This is a genomic window from Thalassotalea eurytherma (genome assembly GCF_030161415.1).
Classification (GTDB): domain Bacteria; phylum Pseudomonadota; class Gammaproteobacteria; order Enterobacterales; family Alteromonadaceae; genus Thalassotalea_G; species Thalassotalea_G eurytherma.
In genome coordinates this window covers 59215-79392 of sequence record NZ_BSSU01000008.1, presented here as the reverse complement: position 1 = coordinate 79392, position 20178 = coordinate 59215, and the positions used below count along the sequence as shown (strand labels likewise).

Genomic DNA, 20178 nt, shown 5'->3' with positions numbered 1-20178 from the left:
TATTAGAGAGTTATATGAAAAAAGTTGTTTTATCACTTGTTACTGCATGGACTGTATTTTCAGCACATGTTTGTGCCCAGGCTCCAACTAATGCCCTTGTCTCTGAGCCTAATGAGGCAATGTCCCAACAAGCCAAATCGGCACTGCAGGAAAAGTTATCAAAGATTGATGGCTTTTCGGCGAGCTTTGTTCAACAGGTAATTGACGCCGAGCAGCAAGTGATTGCTGAAGGTGAAGGGCGCTTGTCGGTAACAAAGCCAAATAAGGTCCATTGGCATACAACGAGCCCAGATGAAACCTTAATTATTGCTAATGGTGAAACGCTTTGGTTTTATGATCCGTTTATCGAACAAGTTAGCCTTTATCATTTTGAACAGGCATTAGCTAATACACCCATTTTATTGTTAAGCAGTAACGACGATACTTTATGGCAAGGTTACCGCGTATTACAGGTTGAATCGTCATTCGTCATCGAATCTTTAAATGAACAAAGCCATGTTAAAGCCTTGCAATTAAAGTTCGATAAAGATGAACTCAAGCAATTGTTGATTTTTGATGCAACGGGCCAAATTAGCGAAATTACACTGACAATGGATAGCAAGGCCTCGTTTAACGAGGCGCAATATGAATTTGTTATCCCAGATGGCACCCATATCGATGATCAACGCCAATAGCTCATTTGACTTTGATATGGATATACCAAGTGAATTTCAACCACTTGCCGCTATATTAAGACCTCAGGAATTATCCCAATACATTGGTCAATCACATATCTTAGGTGAAGGTAAACCACTGCGTGTGGCGATTGAAGCAGGGCAATGCCACAGCGTTATATTTTGGGGGCCACCTGGCACTGGAAAGACTACGCTTGCAGAGCTTATCGCACGTCACGCAAATGCCGAAATTATTCGACTGTCAGCAGTAACATCTGGTATCAAGGAGATACGCCTTGCAATCGATGAAGCGAAAGATAATGCGATTCACAAGAACAAACGGACGCTGCTATTCGTTGATGAAGTTCATCGATTCAACAAGTCACAACAAGATGCGTTTTTACCGCATATCGAAGATGGCACCATCGTTTTTATCGGTGCAACCACAGAGAATCCAGCGTTTGAGCTTAATAAAGCGATTTTATCCAGAACACGTGTATATACCTTAAAAAAATTAGAAAGTGCAGACTTAGCGAACATTATTGCAAACGCAGTAAGTTACTTAACCAAAAGAGATAAGCTTGATATCTCTATCGATGAACAAGCTAAAGAGCAACTTATCGCGTTAGCAACAGGCGACGCCAGACGTGTATTGAATTTGTTAGAAAATGCCGTTGAACTGACGCCTGAAGAAAATGGCAAGAAAACTGTTAGTCTAAGCCATATCACGCAAGTAGCCGGCGATAAAATTGCACTCTATGATAAAGGTGGTGACGCGTTTTATGATGTGATAAGTGCCTTTCATAAATCTGTTCGCGGTTCAGATCCTGACGCCGCTTTATATTGGTTTGCTAGAATAATTAATGCAGGTGGTGATGCCTTATATGTTGCTAGACGGTTATTAGCTATTGCATCTGAAGATATTGGCAATGCAGATCCTAGAGCAATGCAACTTGCGATTAATGCCTGGGATACCTATCATCGAGTTGGTCCAGCAGAGGGTGAAAGAGCGATAGCACAAGCAACCGTTTATATGGCATTGGCACCTAAAAGTAACGCAGTATATACGGCCTTTAAACAGGCTAGACAATTGGCCGCAGAAACCGCCGATATAGATGTCCCTTTTCATTTAAGAAATGCGACATCTTCAGTGACTAAAGCATTAGGGCACGGTGAAGAGTATCGCTATGCTCATAATGAAGATAACGCATTTGCAGCCGGCGAGAACTATTTTCCACAACCTCTTGCTCAAACACGCTTTTATTACCCAAGCGAACGAGGTTTAGAGAAGCAATTAAAACAGAAAAGAGAATACTTAGACGCATTAAACAAGGACGCTAATGACAAACGGTATAAATAGTTATTTGCTTTATTTAACCGTTGCCTTAGGGGGCGGTATTGGCGCAAGTTTGCGATTTTTTGTTTACCAGCAAACGGCAAGTTTGTTAGGTAAAGGGTTTCCTTATGCGACATTACTGGTAAACCTTTTAGGCTCCTTTTTACTTGGCTTGTTATATTCTTTAATTGAACAAGGCCATATCGAAGCAGGTGTCTACCGAAGTTTAATCGGTATCGGTTTTCTCGGCGCCTTTACAACATTTTCAACCTTTAGTGTTGATACAATATTATTGTTTCAACAAGGCTTTTTATTAAAAGCGATGACAAATATAGTTCTTAATGTCAGTTTGTGTATAATGGCGGCCGCATTAGGAATGTTTATTGTGACACTCATTAACAAATAACCGACAAGTGATAAAACATGCTTGACTCAAAACAGCTAAGAACCAACATTGACGACATTGCCAAAAACCTTGCTCAGCGCGGTTTTACGCTAGATGTAGAAAAATTTAATCAACTTGAAGAGCAACGAAAAGCAATTCAGGTTAAAACACAAGAATTACAAAGTGAGCGTAACACACGTTCCAAATCAATTGGCCAAGCAAAAGCGCGCGGTGAAGATATCGCACCATTATTGGCACAAGTTAGCGAACTTGGTAGTGCTTTAGATAGCGCTAAAGAAGAGCAAAACCAAGTGTTGGCTAAAATTGATGAACTCGTATCAGCGATTCCTAACTTACTTGCAGACGATGTTCCTGCTGGTGAAAGTGAAGATGATAATGTTGAAGTACGCCGCTGGGGTACGCCTAAATCATTCGACTTTGACGTTAAAGATCATGTTGATTTAGCTACCGCGTTAAGCAAAGGCCTAGACTTTGAAGCCGGTGCTAAACTCGCAGGTACGCGTTTTGTCGTTATGCGCGGCCAAATTGCACGATTACATCGTGCACTAGCACAGTTTATGTTAGACACCCATAGTGAAGAGCACGGTTACGAGGAAATGTATGTTCCATACCTTGTCAATCACAACTCTCTTTATGGCACAGGTCAGTTGCCTAAGTTTGGTGAAGACTTATTTCATACAGACTTGGCGAATCGTCAGTTCTCATTGATCCCAACAGCTGAAGTTCCATTAACGAACCTTGTCCGTGATGATATTGTTGCTGAAGAACAATTACCGATAAAAATGACTGCTCATACGCCATGTTTCCGCTCTGAAGCAGGCTCTTCTGGTCGTGATATTCGTGGTTTAATTCGTCAACATCAATTCGACAAAGTAGAAATGGTTCAAGTCGTTAAGCCTGAAGACTCATTTAATGCTCTTGATGAATTGACCCGTCATGCTGAAGTGATTTTAGAGAAGCTTGAATTACCATACCGCACTGTTGTGTTATGTAGCGGTGATATCGGCTTTAGTGCAACAAAAACCTTCGATATTGAAGTATGGTTACCTGCACAAGACACTTACCGCGAAATTTCTTCATGTTCAAACATGGGGGATTTCCAGGCACGTCGTATGCAAGCGCGTTTCAGAAATAGCGAGACAAATAAGCCTGAATTAGTGCACACACTTAATGGTTCTGGTTTAGCTGTTGGTCGCACCTTGGTAGCGATTCTCGAAAACTATCAGCTTGCTGATGGGCGTATTGAAATACCAACGGTATTACAGCCTTATATGCGAAACGAAACGCATATTGGTTAAGCGATACACCAACGTTTCAGATTAAAATAAAAAGGTCAGGGCATTATGCGTTGGCCTTTTTTATTGCGCGACATGAAAGTTATTGATGTCGTGATAGGTCTAATCAGTGAACCTTTAACTTTTAGGAAGTCAGGCTTTGTTGCGTAGTTTAGTTATTCAAATCTTATTTTTTGTCGCCGTTTTTAATGTGTTAAGTATTTTCAAGGCATCTTCTATGTTGCCTGACGACACCAAAGTAGCCAGCAATGAACAGGTGCTGCCTAGCTTAGACGAAAAAACAATTCCTATCACTGCAACCAATAAAACAAAAGTTTTATACTTCTTCGCGCCATGGTGCCAAATTTGCCATGCAAGTATTGGCAATTTAGAAAACCTTTTTCTAAAGAGGGAAGATGTTGACGTTGTTGCTATTGCGTTAGATTACGAAAATGTTGAGGAAGTTCATACGTTTGTTATGGATAAGCAACTTACCTTTCCAGTTGCCTTGGGAAACAACGAAATCAAATCACAATTCAAAATAGACGGGTATCCTAGCTACTACGTGATTGATGAAAATAACGCCGTAATTGCCAAGTCTTTAGGTTACAGTACTGAGCTTGGTCTTTATTTACGGACACTCTAACGTAATCTCAGCAATAACATCTTCTTATCTTATTATTCTTTGTGTACACTAAGTCGCGAGATTAATTTATAAGAATAATTTTACGCAAATTACAGCGAATTTCGATAGCGGCAATATTCGTGTCCGAAATGCCGAACAACCTAATAATATTCAATTAGAGATCAAAAACGATAATCAGTCTGAATTTTATCAATGGTTTCATTTCAAAGTTCATAATACTGAGCGCAGTCCTTTAACCATGCATTTTTTAAACGCAGGCAAGTCTGCGTATGTTGAAGGCTGGCATAATTATCAAGCAGTAGCATCATATGATCGCGAATATTGGTTTCGAGTGCCAACAAGTTTTGATGGTGAAAAGCTAACCGTTGAATTTGAACCTGAGTTTGACAGTGTTTATTTTGCCTACTTTGCGCCATACAGTTACGAACGTCACCAAGATTTAATTCACAACGCACAACTTTCTCCAGATTGTCAGCTACAAGTGTTAGGTCAAACACTTGATGGTCGTGACATGTCAGTTTTAAAAATTGGTGAAGAGGGTGAAGGTAAAAAAACGGTGTGGTTAACTGCGCGTCAGCATCCTGGTGAAACAATGGCCGAATGGTTTATGGAAGGCTTTATTGATCGTTTACTTGATGAAGATGATGGTGTAGCGCGCAAAGTATTAGATAAAGCAGTATTTTACTGTGTACCTAATATGAACCCTGATGGCAGTGTTCGTGGTCATTTAAGAACAAACGCTAAAGGTGTCAACCTTAATCGTGAATGGCAAACGCCTTCAATGGAAAACAGCCCAGAAGTTTTCCTTGTGGTAGAAAAAATGAAAGAAACAGGTGTCGATATGCACCTTGATATTCATGGTGATGAAGCCTTACCGTATAACTTTGTTGCTGGCTGTGAAGGTATTCCTTCATACGATGCTAAGCACAAAGCACTTGAAGATAAATTCAAAGATATTTTACTTTCGATTACGCCTGAATTCCAAGATGAAAAGGGCTATGACAAAGATGAAGCAGGCCAAGCCAATTTAACCGTTGGTTCAAACTGGGTGGGTGAAACATTTAAGTGTTTAGCTTACACCATCGAAATGCCTTTCAAAGACAATATTTTATTACCTGATCAGCACGTTGGTTGGTCAGACACGCGAAGCAGTATATTTGGTCGTGACGTGTTGACGGCCATTTTTCATGTTGTAGACGATTTACGATAATAAAAACAAAAAGAAACATTCTTAGGAGTATCTGTGTTAGAACTAGTTCAGTCATTAAATGACATCATATGGAGTCCTGCGCTCATTTATTTGTGCTTAGGTGCAGGCATATTTTTCTCGATCATCACCCGCTTTGTTCAATTGCGTCATTTTAAAGAAATGTGGCGCCTGCTTTTATCTGGTAAAAGCTCGGCACAAGGTATTTCATCATTCCAAGCGTTAGCGGTTTCGTTATCTGGACGTGTTGGTACTGGTAATATCGCTGGTGTTGCTGCTGCCATAGGTTTTGGTGGCCCTGGTGCTGTATTTTGGATGTGGGTTGTAGCATTCTTTGGCGCTGCAACGGCATATATTGAATCAACTAACGCTCAAATCTATAAAGAAGAGCACGACGGCTTATACCGTGGTGGTCCAGCATACTATATTGAAAAGGCATTAGGTCAAAAATGGTATGCATGGATTTTTGCTATCGCGACAGTTATAGCATGTGGTGTGTTATTACCAACAGTGCAATCTAACTCAATTGGTAACGCTGTTGAAATGGCGTTTGGTGCGGGTACCATGATTGATACTGGTATTGGCCAAATTAGCTCAGCAAAAATTTATACCGCATCGTTTATAGTCTTGTTACTTGGTTTTATTATCTTTGGTGGTGTTAAGCGTATCGCTAACTTTACTCAAGTTGTTGTACCATTTATGGCGCTAGCTTATATCATTATCGCATTCGTTGTTATTGCACTTCATATTGATAAATTACCAGGCGTTTTCATGATGATCATCAATGATGCATTCTCGCCTATGGCTGGTGTTGGTGCTGCTATTGGTTGGGGTGTTAAACGAGGTGTTTATTCAAATGAAGCAGGTCAAGGTACAGGTCCTCATGCAGCAGCTGCTGCTGAAGTAGATCACCCTGCGCAACAAGGTTTGGTGCAAGCATTCTCTGTTTACATTGATACCTTATTTGTTTGTTCTGCAACGGCGTTTATTATTCTGATCACAGATTCATATAACGTTCACGCGGCTGGTGAGTCATTTATTGTGAAGAACCTTGCTGCCGATGTCGCTGCAAATAGCCCAGCGTTTACTCAAATTGCTGTAGATAGCGTGTTAACTGGCGTAGGTAAACCATTCATTGCTTTAGCGTTATTCTTCTTTGCATTTACTACGATATTGGCTTACTACTTCATCGCAGAAAATAATGTGGCGTATATTAAGCGTACATTCAATTTCCCTATTTTAACTTTCTTGTTAAAAGTGATAATTATGTCTGCAACGTTCTACGGTACGGTAAAAGCTGCTGATATCGCATGGGGCTTAGGTGATGTTGGTGTTGGAATGATGGCATGGTTAAATATCATCGGTATTTTAATTATCTTCTTTGTTGCTAAACCTGCGGTTACAGCACTTAAAGATTATGAACGTCAGCAAAAAGAAGGCGTTGAAAAATATACCTTTGATCCAGAAAAACTTGGCATTAAAAACGCTGATTTATGGAAAGATAAATTATAAGTTAACATTTAATTTTATTTTCTAAAAAACGCCCTCTAGGGCGTTTTTTTTGTGTAGAATACTTAAAATTTTATTTGAGGGTAAACAATGGCTGTTATTAATTGCCCAGCATGTAGTAAAAAAATCTCCGATAAAGCGGCAGAGTGTTCTCATTGTGGTCTCGAAATAGCTAACGCTAGCGGTGACCGACTAACACACATTCGAAAAGTTAACCGTATTCAACGTGCCCAAACACTCTTGAACCAGTCTTTTATTGCGATGTTACTGTTTTGTGCAGGCTTCTTAGGTATCTTTTGGTATGATGATATGCAAGCTTCTTGGCAATACCTGTTATCTATGATCATCTGTGTTGTTGGATTCTTCGGCTATATCATCACACGAATTCGTCTTATTATTTTTAAAAGAACCAGTAAAGAACTATGAATGTAATTGATCTTGTAGAAAACCTATCTGAAGACATGTATTTAAGGCTCAAGCACTGTGCAGAAACAGGTAAGTGGCCTGAAGGCACTGCGGTAGATCAAGCGCAGCGTGACTCTGCAATGCAAATTGTTATGGCCTATCAAGCAAAAAAACTTAACAGTGACGAAATGCTATCAATAGGGCCTGATGGCAATATTGTTGAAAAAACTAAGCGAGAACTCAAAGCGCAGTTTTCTGATAAAAATAATATAGCTAGGTTTTCAGATTTATGATTTTCTCAAAGTTTTTTAAGGCAAAGTGGCAAAGCAAAGACGAAGCAACACGTCTTAGTGCCGTAAAACAAGAACTCGATCAAACCAATAGTGACGATATCAAGATTTTAAAAGATATTGCGTTCAATGATAGTAGTGATGCTGTGCGGATCACTGCATTAAAAAAACTCAACTCAGCAACGCTTTATTGGCAGTTGGTGTACAGTGATCGTGATGCAATTAAGCAGCTAGCACTACAAAATATTGAAAAAAACTTTTTAACACAGCAGCCTGAATTATCGTCTCAACAAAAGCTTGCGTTTTTAGGCTTAACTAAGAAAACCTCACTTGTTGAAAGTTGGTATCAGCTAGAGCAAGATTCAGCTGTGCAAACAGCTTTGTTTGATAGACTCAATAAACCAAGCTTTTTATATACAGCGTTTATTAATGCTAACAGTGCAGAACTGCAGTTGCAGATCATTGAGCCAGTTGCAGATGTTAGCTTACTTGAAAAGTGCGCTAAGAAGTCTACTTATGACAACGTATTATCGGTTATCAATGATAAAATATCAGCGATCAAATTAGCAAAAGAAAAACCAGAACAAGTTAAAAAAGATGCGCAATTAACGCTGTCTATGTTGCTAGCGTTAAAAGAGCAGGCTGATTATGCAAAAGTGCTTAGTAAGCGGGAACAACTCGATAGCCAATGGCAACGTATTGTCAGTGATTTTTCATGTTTGTCAGAAAATGATCAACAAACGTTTAGTGACAAACATCAAGTCATTGTAGAGCAGCTCGATAAAGCATTTGCTGTTAAAGCGGAAGCCCACCAGCAAGCGTTAATTGCAAAACAACTAGAAGAACAAAAGCTGGAACAACAAGGTGCAATAGAAGGTCACATAAAAATCATTGATCAAAGCATTGCTAATGCGATTTTCGAATCGAATGTGCTTGATGAAGAAGCGATTAACAAGCAATGTAATGAACTTCAGAAACTTATTGATGACGCAATACTCGACGAAAAGCTAAAGCAAACCTACGCTCGTCAGTTATCCGCAGAACGAAAAAAGCTTGATCAAATTCCTGTTATCGCCCAATCAGTAAGTGATGCAACGCATCTTGTAGCGCGTATAGCACAGCTAGCTGTGCCAACGTCGATGAATGAATTCAATGATCGTGCAGAAATATATAGGCAATGGTCAGCAGATTGGCGCGCAATGGAAAAGCGCAGTGCGGGCGTTTTACCTGAATCCCTTAAGCAAGCTCACCAAGAAATAAAAGAACAATGGCGCAGTGCATTAGCGCCGTTTGAAAAAGAGCAAACGCAATTATTAAACCAAGTGTTTAAAAAGTTATCTGATGTTAAACGCCTAATCAGGATAGGTAAGTACAATGCATCGTTTGGTGTTTATAAACATGCCAAGGGGCTATACGAGCAATTAACAGAACAACAGAAAGCCAAAGTAAGCCGAGATTATGAACAAGTAAGTGAAAAAATCGCCGACTTGTCGGATTGGGAGCATTATGTCGCCACCCCGAGAAAACAAGAATTGCTTGAAGAGGTTAAGGCGATCGCGCGTAACCCGCATAACGATTTGTCGCACCAGGCTAATTTGGTTAAAAGTTACCGCAAAACATGGAATAGCTTAGGTCATGCTGAAGAAACACAGGAACAAGCGTTAAATGATGCATTTAACGAGGCCTGTGAGCAAGCATTTGCACCTTGTCGTACCTTTTTTGAAGAGCAAGAAAAGCAACGTGATAATCATTATGCTCAACGAGTAGAAGTGATAAATCAACTAAAAGAGCTTTCAGCCTCAATTAACGACGAAATGGATATGGCAGCACTTGATAAGCAATATGCTCAGCTGAAAAAGCGTTGGCAAACGGCTGGTGACGTAGACAGAAAACGTTATCAGGTGTTGCTTGATGACTATAGAGGCGCCTGTAAACCGATTAATGATGCCATTAATCATTTTCAACATAAACAAGCGTCTGCCAAGAATGAATTAATTAATCATGCTAAAGAGTTATTGGCTTTAGAGGATGCTTTTGCGGCGGCAAACCAAGTTAAAACTTTACAAAAAAGCTGGAAGGACATCGGCTTTGCAGGTAAGAATCAAGAAAATAAACTTTGGCAAGCTTTCAGAAAGGTTAATGATGAAATTTTTGCAAAGCGTGATGCCGTTAAACAAACGCAGCAAGATCAAAATAAACAGTTAATGGGTGACGCTCAACAACGAATTGAGGCATTAGTTGAGCAGGCAAATGCAAGTGAGCAAGAAAGCGAATTAAAGACCATTGCGTTGCAGTTAACTGAAGTTAAACAAAGCTTACCTGCTCGAAGCCCACAAACAAAAACGCTGAGCAAATCTATCGCTGATCATGTTAAAAAGATTAATGATAAAGCCGCTAACTTGCGTAAAGGTAAGCAACAACGTCAGTGGACCAGCTTATTTGCGATTATTGCTCAATACATTGAGCAGGGTATTGAAGTAACTGACATCGAAGGCTTTGATTCTTTGCCAGGGAAATGGCAACGTAAGTTGCAGGAAAGTACCCATAGTCAAACGATTGCAGATCGCAATGAAGCAACACTTACGATAGAGATACTTGCTGGTGTTGAATCGCCAAGTGAATTTCAAGCTCGTCGTCTTGAAGTGCAAGTTAGCTTGATGCAATCTCAAATGACATCGGGTGGGCAAGTAAATTTAACCGCACAATTTTTTGATTGGTTAACATTAGGTCAGTTAGGAAAAGGTGATTTACCTTACTTAAACCGTTTACAGGCGATTTATTGTTAATAGCGATTGAATAGATATAAAAAATGCGCATAAAAAAAACCACCTTAAAGGTGGTTTTTTTTATGGATAGTAAACTTATTTAGTAATGTGATTTACTAAGTCTAATACCTTATTCGAGTAGCCAATCTCATTGTCGTACCAAGTGACAACTTTAACAAATGTATCGGTCAATGCGATGCCAGCTGTTGCATCAAATACTGATGTACAACGTTCGCCGATAAAGTCGTTAGAGACAACAGCATCTTCTGTGTAACCTAAAATACCTTTTAATGGGCCGTTTGCCTCTTCTTTCATTGCTTGGCAAATTTCTTCATAGCTAGCTGGGCTAGATAGGTTAATTGTTAGGTCAACGACAGATACATTTGGTGTAGGAACACGAAATGCCATACCCGTTAGCTTACCGTTTAATGCTGGAATAACTTTACCAACAGCTTTTGCTGCACCTGTCGATGAAGGAATGATGTTTTGAGAAGCACCACGACCACCACGCCAATCTTTAGCTGAAGGAGCATCTACCGTTTTTTGCGTTGCAGTTGTTGCGTGTACTGTCGTCATTAAGCCGTCTTTAATGCCCCAACGATCGTTTAATACTTTAGCAACAGGTGCAAGACAGTTTGTTGTACAAGATGCGTTAGATACAATGTCTTGGCCATCGTATGTTGATTCATTTACACCCATAACAAACATTGGCGTATCGTCTTTCGATGGAGCAGATAACACGACTTTCTTAGCTCCAGCTTCAATGTGTTTACGTGCTGTTTCATCCGTAAGGAATAGACCCGTTGATTCAACAACTACTTGAGCGTCAACTTCATTCCACTTTAGGTTTGCAGGATCACGTTCGCTTGTTACGCGAATCGTTTGGCCATTTACAACTAAATTGCCATCGACAACGTCAACATCACCGTTAAAACGACCATGTGTAGAGTCATACTTCAGCATATAGGCCATGTATTCAACGTCAATTAAATCATTAACGCCAACTACTTCAACATTGTCACGTGAAAAAGCTTCTCTAAATACAAATCGACCAATGCGTCCAAAACCGTTGATACCAATCTTTACTGTCATGTTCATTCCTAATTGCTATTTATTTGCAAAATTATCTTTTGTAGTAAAATTACATCAAATTTATATTATTTCAACATAAAAAGCTATCTAAACGTGTTTTTATTACATTTTGTTTATGTGTATTACGAATGTTTACACAAATGTAATTGAATATAGCTCGGTAAATGTTGATTTTAGTGTATTAATTTAGGCTGTGCGTGATAAAATGCCTGCAATTTTTTATAGGAAGAAATTCCTATCGTTTACATTAATTCGGACACTTACATGACAACAGAAAATATGACGTGTGATATTGGGTTTATCGGTTTAGGCGTTATGGGTAAAAACCTAGTGCTAAACCTAGCTGACAACGGTTACACGGTTGCTGCTTTTGATCTTAGTACTGACAAAGTAGAAGATGCAATTGCACAAGACGCATTGGAGAATAAATCTGGTTCGCCACGTGTGGTAGGCTGTAGTTCTTATACTGAACTTTTCTCTCGTCTTAAAGCACCTCATACCATTGTATTGTCTGTTCCGGCTGGTGCGCCTGTCGATCATGTTTGTGAAAGCTTAATCGGTGCAGGTATTCAACCAGACGATATCGTTATTGATACCGGTAATAGTCTTTGGGTTGATACCGTTGAGCGTGAGAAAAAATATAAAAACAACTTTATTTTATTCTCATCGGCTGTTTCTGGTGGTGAAACTGGCGCGCGTTTCGGCCCGGCATTAATGCCAAGTGGGTCTCCTTATGCTTGGACACGTATTAAACCAATCTGGGAAGCGATTGCTGCTAAAGTCGACCCTGCAACAGGTAAACCTTTAGAGCGTACTAAACCAGGTGAGATTGTTGAAAATGGCGATCCGTGTGCAGCGTATATTGGCCCAGCAGGTGCAGGCCACTTTGTGAAGATGGTTCACAATGGTATTGAATATGCCGATATGCAAATTATTTGTGAAGCGTATCATGTGCTTCGTGCAGGACTTGGCTATAGCCCTGAGCAAGTAGCTGATATTTTTGAGAAATGGAATGCTGGTCCATTAGACAGCTACCTAATGGAAATTTCTGTCGAAGTTTTACGCCATAAACCAAACAATGATGATACGCCGCTTGTTGATTTGATTTTAGATAAAGCAGGCCAAAAGGGTACTGGTTTGTGGACAGCAATCAGTGCACTTGAAGTGGGGTGTCCAGCACCGACCATTGCTCAAGCAGTATTTGCTCGCTCGATATCATCATTTAAAGCCTTACGCGTTAAAGCAAGTACACGCTTGGCAGGCCCAACATTGCCAGAATTATCAGAACAAGAAAAACAAGCCTATGTAGATCGATTACATGATGCGATTTACTGTTCAAAAATCTGTGCTTATGCCCAAGGTTTTCAGCTAATGAGCCTTGCAGCTAAAGAGTATAAATGGACATTAAATTTTGCCAACATTGCTAAAATTTGGCGAGCTGGCTGCATTATCCGTGCAATATTCTTGCAATCTATTACTGATGCCTTTGATCGTGATAGTGAACTTGAGAACCTATTAGTTGATGAGTTTTTTGTTGAACAATTAAATAAACATCAATTGAATTGGCGCCAAGCCATTGCCGATGCCACATTACTAGGTGTACCAATTGGCGCAATCTCTTCTTCGCTTTCATATTATGACTCTGTGCGTTGCGGTGTATTACCTGCTAACCTTTTACAAGGTCAGCGTGACTTTTTTGGCGCCCATACCTTTGAGCGTGTAGATGCGCCGGCAGGTAAAAAATTCCATGTCGAATGGTCAAGTGAAGATCGTAAACTTATTCAATTATAATGTGTGACAATGGTAAATCGTAATCATCGAAATCAATTATCAGAAGATGCATACCGTGTTTGTCGGTTAGCGGCTACTGAACACCCATTTACCGGTAAGTACAATGATCATTGGCTTGATGGTGTATACCATTGCGCGTATTGCGAGCAACCTTTGTTTGACTCTACTGTTAAGTTTAATGCTGGTTGTGGTTGGCCGAGCTTTTGGGAAAGTAGGAAAGGGCAGGTGAGTTATCATCAAGATAATTCGCTGCACATGCAACGCACTGAAATTAAATGCCAAAATTGTGATAGTCATCTCGGGCATGTTTTTGATGATGGGCCAGAGCCTACCGGCAAGCGCTATTGTGTTAATTCGGTAAGCTTACAGTTTAAGCCATAAAAATATAAAAAACGCACCTAACGGTGCGTTTTTTATTTGTTTTAAATAAGAGAAATAACCTGATAATTTGTCTAATATTGTGGTGCTTTGAATCGACCTTCTTGAATATTCGTAAGCGTTGCCTCTGCAACGGTGTCAAGAAAGGCAATGTTTAAACCATGTTTTTCAATAAATAAGTTAATTAAATTTTCACTTAAGTGCTGATCATCGGGTTTGTGGAGTTGCAATACTTTTAACCAAATATAGGTTTGTTTATATTCATCTTTATCGTTGAAGATATTTGCAATTGATTCGAATACTTCATGATTCAATTCGGCACCGGCAGGTGTTAACTCTAAAGAATGAAACAATATGCCAAGTGTTTTATCGGGATCTCGTTTTATATAATAACTCGCCAAAAACTGTTGGAGCTCGGCAGTTTCCAATTCAGCACTACCTTCTTTAGCAGTGAATTTTGCCATTGCATCTTTGTCTAAGAAACGCGACCAATGAAAATATAATAAATGGGCGTTATTCGATTGTTTGGTGTTTTCAGCAAGCTGTGTAAATCGTTTTTCCGCATTTAGCAGGCTATTAACTCGGTTAGTTTTCTTTTCTTTTAATTTAATGTGTTCAATTTGAGAGGCTAATGACATACAGCCTATATATTCTTCAAACGCTATTAACTCTTTATATTTATCAATATCTTGATTAGTTTGTTTAACGTTGTAATTATGGAGCAGAAGAGACTTTCTCTCCTTTCTACACCAGTTGTCATCGTGGATGTCTACGCAGATTTGCGGGTCAGCCTCACACATCGTAGATATGGAAACACTTTGCTCACATCCAGTAAGAAAAATCATTGAACAAATAATGGGTAAAACGGATCTCATTTGCCTTCACTTAAATGATGAAAAATTTATGTAATCGGTAGAGAAATATTTCATGTTGAATTACAATATGCGCCGCAACGAGGTTGAGACTATTTTCAAACCAATAATAACAATAACATTGATAATAGCTTACTGTTCAATTGACTTAAATATAAAGGTTTAAAAAATGACATTCCAAACGGAAAAAGAATATCAAGCTAGTTGGCAAGAGCGTCAAACATTTGCTGAGAACATGCAGCCAATTATTGGTCAGCTATACCGCAACAAGGGCATTGAGATTTCAGTTTATGGTCGTCCGTTAGTTACTGCTACGCCTATCGATATTATTAAAGCGCACAAATCAGTTGCTTTGCACGAAGAAAGCAAGTTGCGTTTACGTGAAAGTTTCCCATTTGTAGAAGCATTAAACAAAATGTCTTTAGCGCCTGCGCGCATTGATGTTGGTAAGCTTGCTTACAACTACTTGTTTAAAGGCGATGCAAATGGCTTGTCAATTGAACAATACCTAGAAAAAGAACTAGCTGATATTCAAAGTGCTGGTGATAACAACTCTCAAGATGTTGTGTTATATGGTTTCGGCCGTATCGGGCGTTTATTAGCACGTTTATTGATTGAACGTGAAGGTCCTAACTCAAAACTACGTTTACGTGCCATTGTTATTCGCCCTGGTAAAGACAGTGACCTAGCAAAACGCGCAAGCTTATTACGTCGTGACTCGGTACATGGCGCATTCAACGGCAGTATTTCAATTGACGAAGAAAACAAAGTCATCAAAGCAAATGGTGCTTTCATTAAAGTGATTTATGCTAAATCACCATCAGAAATTGATTACACAGAATACGGTATTAACAACGCACTTGTTGTTGATAACACAGGTATTTGGTCTGACGAAGAAGGTTTAGGTCAACATTTACAATCAACAGGTGTTGCTAAAGTACTTTTAACAGCACCAGCAAAAGGTGATATCAAAAACATCGTTTATGGTGTTAACGAAGATATGATTTTAGCGGAAGACAAAATTGTTTCAGCAGCTAGCTGTACAACTAACGCGATAACACCAGTACTAAAAGCAGTAAATGATGAGTTCGGTATTAAGAATGGTCACGTTGAAACAGTTCACTCATATACAAACGATCAAAACCTAATTGATAACTACCATAAAGCGCCTCGTCGTGGTCGCAGCGCACCATTGAACATGGTAATTACTTCAACGGGTGCTGCGAAAGCTGTAGCTAAAGCACTACCTGAGCTAAAAGGTTTATTAACGGGTAATGCGATTCGTGTACCTACGCCAAATGTTTCAATGGCAATTATGAACCTTAACTTGAAGAAAGCGACATCTGCTGAAGATTTAAATAATTACTTACGTGAGATTTCGTTAAACTCAAAACTACAAGATCAAGTTGACTACACTGCTTCAACAGAAATCGTTTCTACAGATTTAGTTGGTTCTCGTTTTGCGGGTGTTGTTGATTCTCAAGCAACAATCGTTGATGAAGATCGCGCAGTACTATATGTTTGGTATGATAATGAGTTTGGTTACAGCTGTCAGGTTGTGCGTGTTATGCATGAAATGGCTGGTGTTCACGTACCAACGTTGCCTATTAAATAATTCAATTAATAGCTAACAAGAAATATAAGGTAGGGGTTATGTTTAAATACATAACCCCTATTTTTTTGCTAAAGTTATTAGGTTGGCCGTCGATAACACAAAGGCAGACGTATTTTTTCAAGGGGTATATATGTCAATAACGATACACTCATCAAGTGCTGTGCAATCAGCATCAGGCGACGCCTTAGAGCTTGCTGTTGCTAAGAAAGCACAAAATCAGCAGGAATTAGAAGGTCAAATGGCCGTTCAGTTGATTGAAGCTGCGGCGAGCAGTTTAGAGAGTTTACCTGCACCTACCGCAACCAGTGGCAATAATATTAATATTAAAGTGTAATTAGATACATCGTGCAGGCTTAGGTAAGCCTGCATATTTTGTAGCCTGCTTTGCCGGTCCTTCTTTAAATAGCCGATAAAGGTAGCGCGAACTTGCCTTTTCTTCACCAAATTCTGCTTTCATTGCTTTAGTTAACGCTCTAATAGCGGGCGATGTGTTATACGTTAAATAAAACTCACGAACAAAATTAATCACTTCCCAATGAGCCGGTGTTAGGTTTACACCATCATGTTCTGCGATTATTTCCCCAAGCTCTGGCGACCAAAGCGTATGATCTAGCAAATAACCTTGCTTATCTGTTTCGATTTGTTGTTGTTTAAATTCAATCATAATTGCCATGTTAATGTTTTTTCAGACTGCACAAGTATTTCTGCTATTTGAGCAAACGGTAGCAAACTGTCGGCTTTTTCAAACGTTATGCCTCGTGCCTGAAGATGTTCGTCTACGATAAGAATGTTTTTGGCTTTTTCTTGGATAATGGCAAAGTGTAAGCTTTGGCAAAAGTAAACACCGTCATCTATCAGTAGCACATCATCGTCATTTGAAATTAACGTTGAGAGCTCGCTACTAATATCTTGTTGATATGGCGACTGGCGAATAAGGTGAAGCATAGCAAAGTCGTCCTTTAAAATTTTAATACGCTAGTGAACTTAGCTAACTGATTTTGTAGTGCTGTGCGATTTAACACGGTGACATCATCAAGGGCAAAGTTGTTTGGTAAGTTACGTTGATACAACGAATGTTCACAGACATAAATGTTTTCAATGTCGTAAAAGCTTAAAGCTTGCATCGTTTTTAAGAAATCTTTTGCGCCTGTCATTGCAATGTTTTGTTCAGTCAGTTGCCAAACGCCATCGCCTATAAAAAAGAGGCTAGGAGCCTGTTCAAATGAGCCAAGTATTAACGCAAGATCTAAAGACTCTTTCGCATGTGCGCCATTAAGAGGAGCTTTAGAATTGATAATCGCTATCGATTTGTTCATCGTTCCCCCTAAAGCTGAATCAATTGATCAGCAGAGTTATACAAACTCACAAATTCACCTAAACCTGAAACAGTAAATTCAGGCAATATATTGCTTGTATCTTGCCAGTCATCACTCAAACCTCGCTTTTCAGCGGCGGTGATACAAAGATGCAGGGGTAGGTGATAATCACAATGTATTGATTGCCATTGCTTTACAGATTGATATTCGTCGGCAGGAATCGATAAACTGGCACTAGCATTCAACACACCGTCTTGATAGAAGAATACACCAATTAGCTTGATGTTATCGTCCATCAACATTTGTTTAACGAGGGCAATACTCGTCGCCGTAAGGTTAGATAAGGGTGATGATGTGATCATCACAGCAACAGTTTTCAATTATTTTCCCCGTAAAAACAAAAAAGCCTCGATTATCGAGGCTTTTATTATAACAGCATGAATTAACTGTTGTAATTAGTCGTCGCCGCCAAATACACCTAATAATTGTAGAAGGCTGACAAAGATGTTGTAAATATTTAAGTATAAAGATACTGTCGCGCGAATGTAGTTACGCTCACCACCATGAATAATGCGGCTTGTATCAAACAAGATTAAACCAGACATAATCATGATGATTGCTGCATTTAATGCTAGAGAAATTGCAGGAACTTGGAAGAAGATATTTGCAATACCTGCTACCAATACAACAATTAAACCAACCATTAAGAAGCCGCCCATGAATGAGAAGTCTTTCTTACTTGTTAACGCATAAGCTGACAATGCAAAAAAGATTAATGCTGTGCCGCCTAACGCTTGCATGATTAATGAACCACCATTAGGTAAACCAGCATAAGCGTTAAGCATTGGTCCTAAAGAAGCACCCATTAAACCGGTGAAAGCGAAAATCCAAATAAGGCCGCTTGCTTTATCCGCTTGCTTATGAACAACAAACAATAAAACGAAAGCAACAAGAGTCATCACTAGCGCTGCCATATGAGGCAGGTTCATAGCCATTGAAATACCAGCACATATAGCACTCCAGGCTAATGTCATACCTAGTAGCATGTACGTATTTTTCAGTACTTTGTTAATCTCGATAGACGAGGTTTGACTCGCCGTATTGATTGATTGCATATATATTCCTCTGAGAATGTTATTACCTAATAATTTTGGGCTTATAAGCTATTTTTCAAGTGCCTACTTAATCATATCACCCAATACTATGACATTTTATGACATAAAAAGTTTAATTCAACTATTAATTAATTTTGTTTGTTAATATTTATGTTATCACTATATTGACAAATTATTTCATCACGTCTGTAACAGTTTGTACTGTGGTCATTGATTAACCCTGTTGCTTGAAGATGCGAATAAAGCGTAGTAGAGCCTAAAAATTTAAATCCACGCTTCTTCATATCCTTTGCTAGCGCATCACTTATTGGCGATGTCGCAACATAATCTTCTAATTGAGTCATTTCATTGACGATAATTTTGCTGTTAACAAATCCCCAAATGTAGCGACAAAAACTGCCAAACTCTTGTTGAACTTCAATAAAACGTTTTGCGTTGTTAATCGTCGCCTCTATTTTCTTCCTATTACGAACGATCGCAGGGTTTTGGATGAGTTCTTCAACGTCTTTATCAGTAAAAGTAGCTACTTTCTTTATGTTAAAGTCAGCAAACGCCGCTCTATAACCTTCGCGCTTTTTCAGTATTGTATACCAGCTCAGCCCTGCTTGAGCTGATTCCAACACTAAACATTCAAACATTTTCTGATCGTCATATACCGGCACACCCCATTCTTCATCATGATATTTCACATAGTCGGGTTTACTTTCATCTAGCCATGGGCATCGACATTTACTCATTTTAAAACCTTTATCTGGCAGTGGTTATGATGTTGTGTCAACTAGCTTATCAAGCACAAGCGCACGATTAAACTTTTCATTTATCGTTTGTTTACATAAGATGTTAATACTTTTCAAGGCATTGGATATTCACATGAAAAAACTAAAACACCTGATATTGAGCTCTATATTAATTGCTAGCCCAGCGATTGCAGGCAAACTTATGGTTGCCGAAACATTAAAAGTACTTGAAATAAATGGTGTTGAGCACTCAGGCAGTTTTTTAGCTAAATCATCTGAGTTTGATATTAGCCCCGGAGAGCAAAAACTACTGCTTAAGTATCAAGAGTTTTTCGAAGACGATGATGAAAATTTCGCTACGATACGTTCAAAGCCTTTTCTATTTTCATTTACCGCGCAAGACAATCAAAACTATAAATTGAAAACTCCAGCGTTAGATGGTGAAAGTGCAGGAAAGGAGTTTGCTAAAAAGCCAAGCGTGATATTAACGGATAGCCAAGCGGAAGTTGTAGTAGCAAAAGTTAATTTGCTAACGGCCGCTTCGGTAACTGCGCCAAGTCCAAAAGCTATGCCTGTCGCCGAGCCTGTTCGCGTGCAAGCTCCAGCACCTGTCACCAATGTTGCACCTCAAACTAGGCCAGCCCCAGCTAACGCATCATCTAAAAAACAAAATAGTGCAGATCCAAGAGCTTTATCTATGCTTACTTATTGGTGGGAGCAAGCTTCGCCAGAACAGAAACAGGCATTTTTATCTTCAATTAACAAATAAGA

23 protein-coding genes are annotated in these 20178 nt (G+C 39.3%); 15 read left to right on the top strand and 8 right to left on the bottom strand.

The annotated features are described in order from the left end of the window. Nucleotides 1-14: 14 nt before the first annotated feature. The 10 genes from lolA (at nucleotide 15) to QQK02_RS08730 (ending at nucleotide 10512) form a co-directional block, all read left to right on the top strand. Nucleotides 15-674 (top strand): outer membrane lipoprotein chaperone LolA, encoded by a 660-nt coding sequence (gene lolA, locus QQK02_RS08775; protein ID WP_284207628.1) that lies wholly within the window; start codon nucleotides 15-17, stop codon nucleotides 672-674. Further along, a complete protein-coding gene (locus tag QQK02_RS08770; RefSeq protein ID WP_407705037.1) occupies nucleotides 658-2013 on the top strand; it encodes a replication-associated recombination protein A in 1356 nt (451 codons plus the stop codon). The genes lolA and QQK02_RS08770 overlap by 17 nt, the downstream gene beginning before the upstream one ends. Beyond that, nucleotides 1994-2395 (top strand): fluoride efflux transporter CrcB, encoded by a 402-nt coding sequence (gene crcB, locus QQK02_RS08765; protein WP_284207627.1) that lies wholly within the window; start codon nucleotides 1994-1996, stop codon nucleotides 2393-2395. Before QQK02_RS08770 ends, crcB begins: the two co-directional genes overlap by 20 nt. A gap of 17 nt (nucleotides 2396-2412) precedes the next feature. Continuing rightward, complete coding sequence (gene serS, locus QQK02_RS08760) at nucleotides 2413-3693, top strand: serine--tRNA ligase (protein WP_284207626.1); 1281 nt, start codon at nucleotides 2413-2415, stop codon at nucleotides 3691-3693. 136 nt (nucleotides 3694-3829) lie between these two features. Continuing rightward, nucleotides 3830-4315 carry a TlpA family protein disulfide reductase gene (locus tag QQK02_RS08755; RefSeq protein ID WP_284207625.1) on the top strand — a complete coding sequence of 162 codons (486 nt, stop codon included), beginning with the start codon at nucleotides 3830-3832 and terminating at the stop codon, nucleotides 4313-4315. Between the two features lie 64 nt (nucleotides 4316-4379). After that, complete coding sequence (locus QQK02_RS08750) at nucleotides 4380-5525, top strand: M14 family metallopeptidase (protein WP_284207755.1); 1146 nt, start codon at nucleotides 4380-4382, stop codon at nucleotides 5523-5525. Between the two features lie 33 nt (nucleotides 5526-5558). After that, nucleotides 5559-7034, top strand: a complete 1476-nt coding sequence (locus tag QQK02_RS08745) for an alanine/glycine:cation symporter family protein (protein WP_284207624.1) — start codon at nucleotides 5559-5561, stop codon at nucleotides 7032-7034. Nucleotides 7035-7121: 87 nt separating this feature from the next. Further along, nucleotides 7122-7457, top strand: coding sequence for a hypothetical protein (locus QQK02_RS08740; protein WP_284207623.1), 336 nt, complete (start codon nucleotides 7122-7124; stop codon nucleotides 7455-7457). Further along, entirely contained in the window at nucleotides 7454-7729 is a 276-nt protein-coding gene (locus tag QQK02_RS08735; RefSeq protein WP_284207622.1) for a YeaC family protein, read from the top strand. The genes QQK02_RS08740 and QQK02_RS08735 overlap by 4 nt, the downstream gene beginning before the upstream one ends. Continuing rightward, nucleotides 7726-10512 (top strand): DUF349 domain-containing protein, encoded by a 2787-nt coding sequence (locus QQK02_RS08730; protein WP_284207621.1) that lies wholly within the window; start codon nucleotides 7726-7728, stop codon nucleotides 10510-10512. The genes QQK02_RS08735 and QQK02_RS08730 overlap by 4 nt, the downstream gene beginning before the upstream one ends. Before the next feature lie 75 nt (nucleotides 10513-10587). Here the strand turns inward: QQK02_RS08730 and gap are convergent, their stop codons facing one another. Then, a complete protein-coding gene (gene gap / locus QQK02_RS08725; RefSeq protein ID WP_284207620.1) occupies nucleotides 10588-11583 on the bottom strand; it encodes a type I glyceraldehyde-3-phosphate dehydrogenase in 996 nt (331 codons plus the stop codon). A gap of 264 nt (nucleotides 11584-11847) precedes the next feature. Here gap and gndA point away from each other — a divergent pair, with 264 nt between their 5' ends. Both gndA and msrB read left to right on the top strand, forming a co-directional pair. Further along, complete coding sequence (gene gndA / locus QQK02_RS08720; protein WP_284207619.1) at nucleotides 11848-13374, top strand: NADP-dependent phosphogluconate dehydrogenase; 1527 nt, start codon at nucleotides 11848-11850, stop codon at nucleotides 13372-13374. Between the two features lie 9 nt (nucleotides 13375-13383). Continuing rightward, nucleotides 13384-13755 (top strand): peptide-methionine (R)-S-oxide reductase MsrB, encoded by a 372-nt coding sequence (gene msrB, locus QQK02_RS08715; RefSeq protein WP_284207618.1) that lies wholly within the window; start codon nucleotides 13384-13386, stop codon nucleotides 13753-13755. Nucleotides 13756-13826: 71 nt separating this feature from the next. Here msrB and QQK02_RS08710 read toward each other — a convergent pair whose 3' ends face one another. Next, nucleotides 13827-14597, bottom strand: coding sequence for a DUF2989 domain-containing protein (locus tag QQK02_RS08710; RefSeq protein WP_284207754.1), 771 nt, complete (start codon nucleotides 14595-14597; stop codon nucleotides 13827-13829). A gap of 196 nt (nucleotides 14598-14793) precedes the next feature. Between QQK02_RS08710 and QQK02_RS08705 the strand changes: the two genes are divergently transcribed. After that, nucleotides 14794-16239 carry a glyceraldehyde-3-phosphate dehydrogenase gene (locus tag QQK02_RS08705; RefSeq protein WP_284207617.1) on the top strand — a complete coding sequence of 482 codons (1446 nt, stop codon included), beginning with the start codon at nucleotides 14794-14796 and terminating at the stop codon, nucleotides 16237-16239. 130 nt (nucleotides 16240-16369) lie between these two features. Beyond that, on the top strand, nucleotides 16370-16573 hold the full coding sequence (locus tag QQK02_RS08700) for a hypothetical protein (protein ID WP_284207616.1): 204 nt from the start codon (nucleotides 16370-16372) through the stop codon (nucleotides 16571-16573). Here QQK02_RS08700 and QQK02_RS08695 read toward each other — a convergent pair whose 3' ends face one another. From QQK02_RS08695 to QQK02_RS08670, 6 genes are all read right to left on the bottom strand, one after another. Further along, nucleotides 16574-16903 carry a TusE/DsrC/DsvC family sulfur relay protein gene (locus QQK02_RS08695; RefSeq protein ID WP_284207614.1) on the bottom strand — a complete coding sequence of 110 codons (330 nt, stop codon included), beginning with the start codon at nucleotides 16901-16903 and terminating at the stop codon, nucleotides 16574-16576. It lies immediately after the preceding gene. Further along, nucleotides 16900-17184: a sulfurtransferase complex subunit TusB gene (gene tusB, locus QQK02_RS08690; RefSeq protein ID WP_284207613.1), complete on the bottom strand. Its 285-nt coding sequence runs from the start codon at nucleotides 17182-17184 to the stop codon at nucleotides 16900-16902. Before tusB ends, QQK02_RS08695 begins: the two co-directional genes overlap by 4 nt. Before the next feature lie 14 nt (nucleotides 17185-17198). Continuing rightward, nucleotides 17199-17555 (bottom strand): sulfurtransferase complex subunit TusC, encoded by a 357-nt coding sequence (gene tusC, locus QQK02_RS08685; RefSeq protein WP_284207612.1) that lies wholly within the window; start codon nucleotides 17553-17555, stop codon nucleotides 17199-17201. 8 nt (nucleotides 17556-17563) lie between these two features. Then, nucleotides 17564-17935, bottom strand: a complete 372-nt coding sequence (gene tusD / locus QQK02_RS08680) for a sulfurtransferase complex subunit TusD (protein ID WP_284207611.1) — start codon at nucleotides 17933-17935, stop codon at nucleotides 17564-17566. 75 nt (nucleotides 17936-18010) lie between these two features. Next, nucleotides 18011-18670 carry a Bax inhibitor-1/YccA family protein gene (locus tag QQK02_RS08675; protein ID WP_284207610.1) on the bottom strand — a complete coding sequence of 220 codons (660 nt, stop codon included), beginning with the start codon at nucleotides 18668-18670 and terminating at the stop codon, nucleotides 18011-18013. Between the two features lie 128 nt (nucleotides 18671-18798). Then, on the bottom strand, nucleotides 18799-19407 hold the full coding sequence (locus tag QQK02_RS08670) for a DNA-3-methyladenine glycosylase I (RefSeq protein WP_284207608.1): 609 nt from the start codon (nucleotides 19405-19407) through the stop codon (nucleotides 18799-18801). Nucleotides 19408-19540: 133 nt separating this feature from the next. On the opposite strand from QQK02_RS08670, the gene QQK02_RS08665 reads away from it, so the two are divergent. After that, nucleotides 19541-20176, top strand: coding sequence for a DUF2057 domain-containing protein (locus QQK02_RS08665; RefSeq protein ID WP_284207607.1), 636 nt, complete (start codon nucleotides 19541-19543; stop codon nucleotides 20174-20176). Nucleotides 20177-20178: the final 2 nt, after the last annotated feature.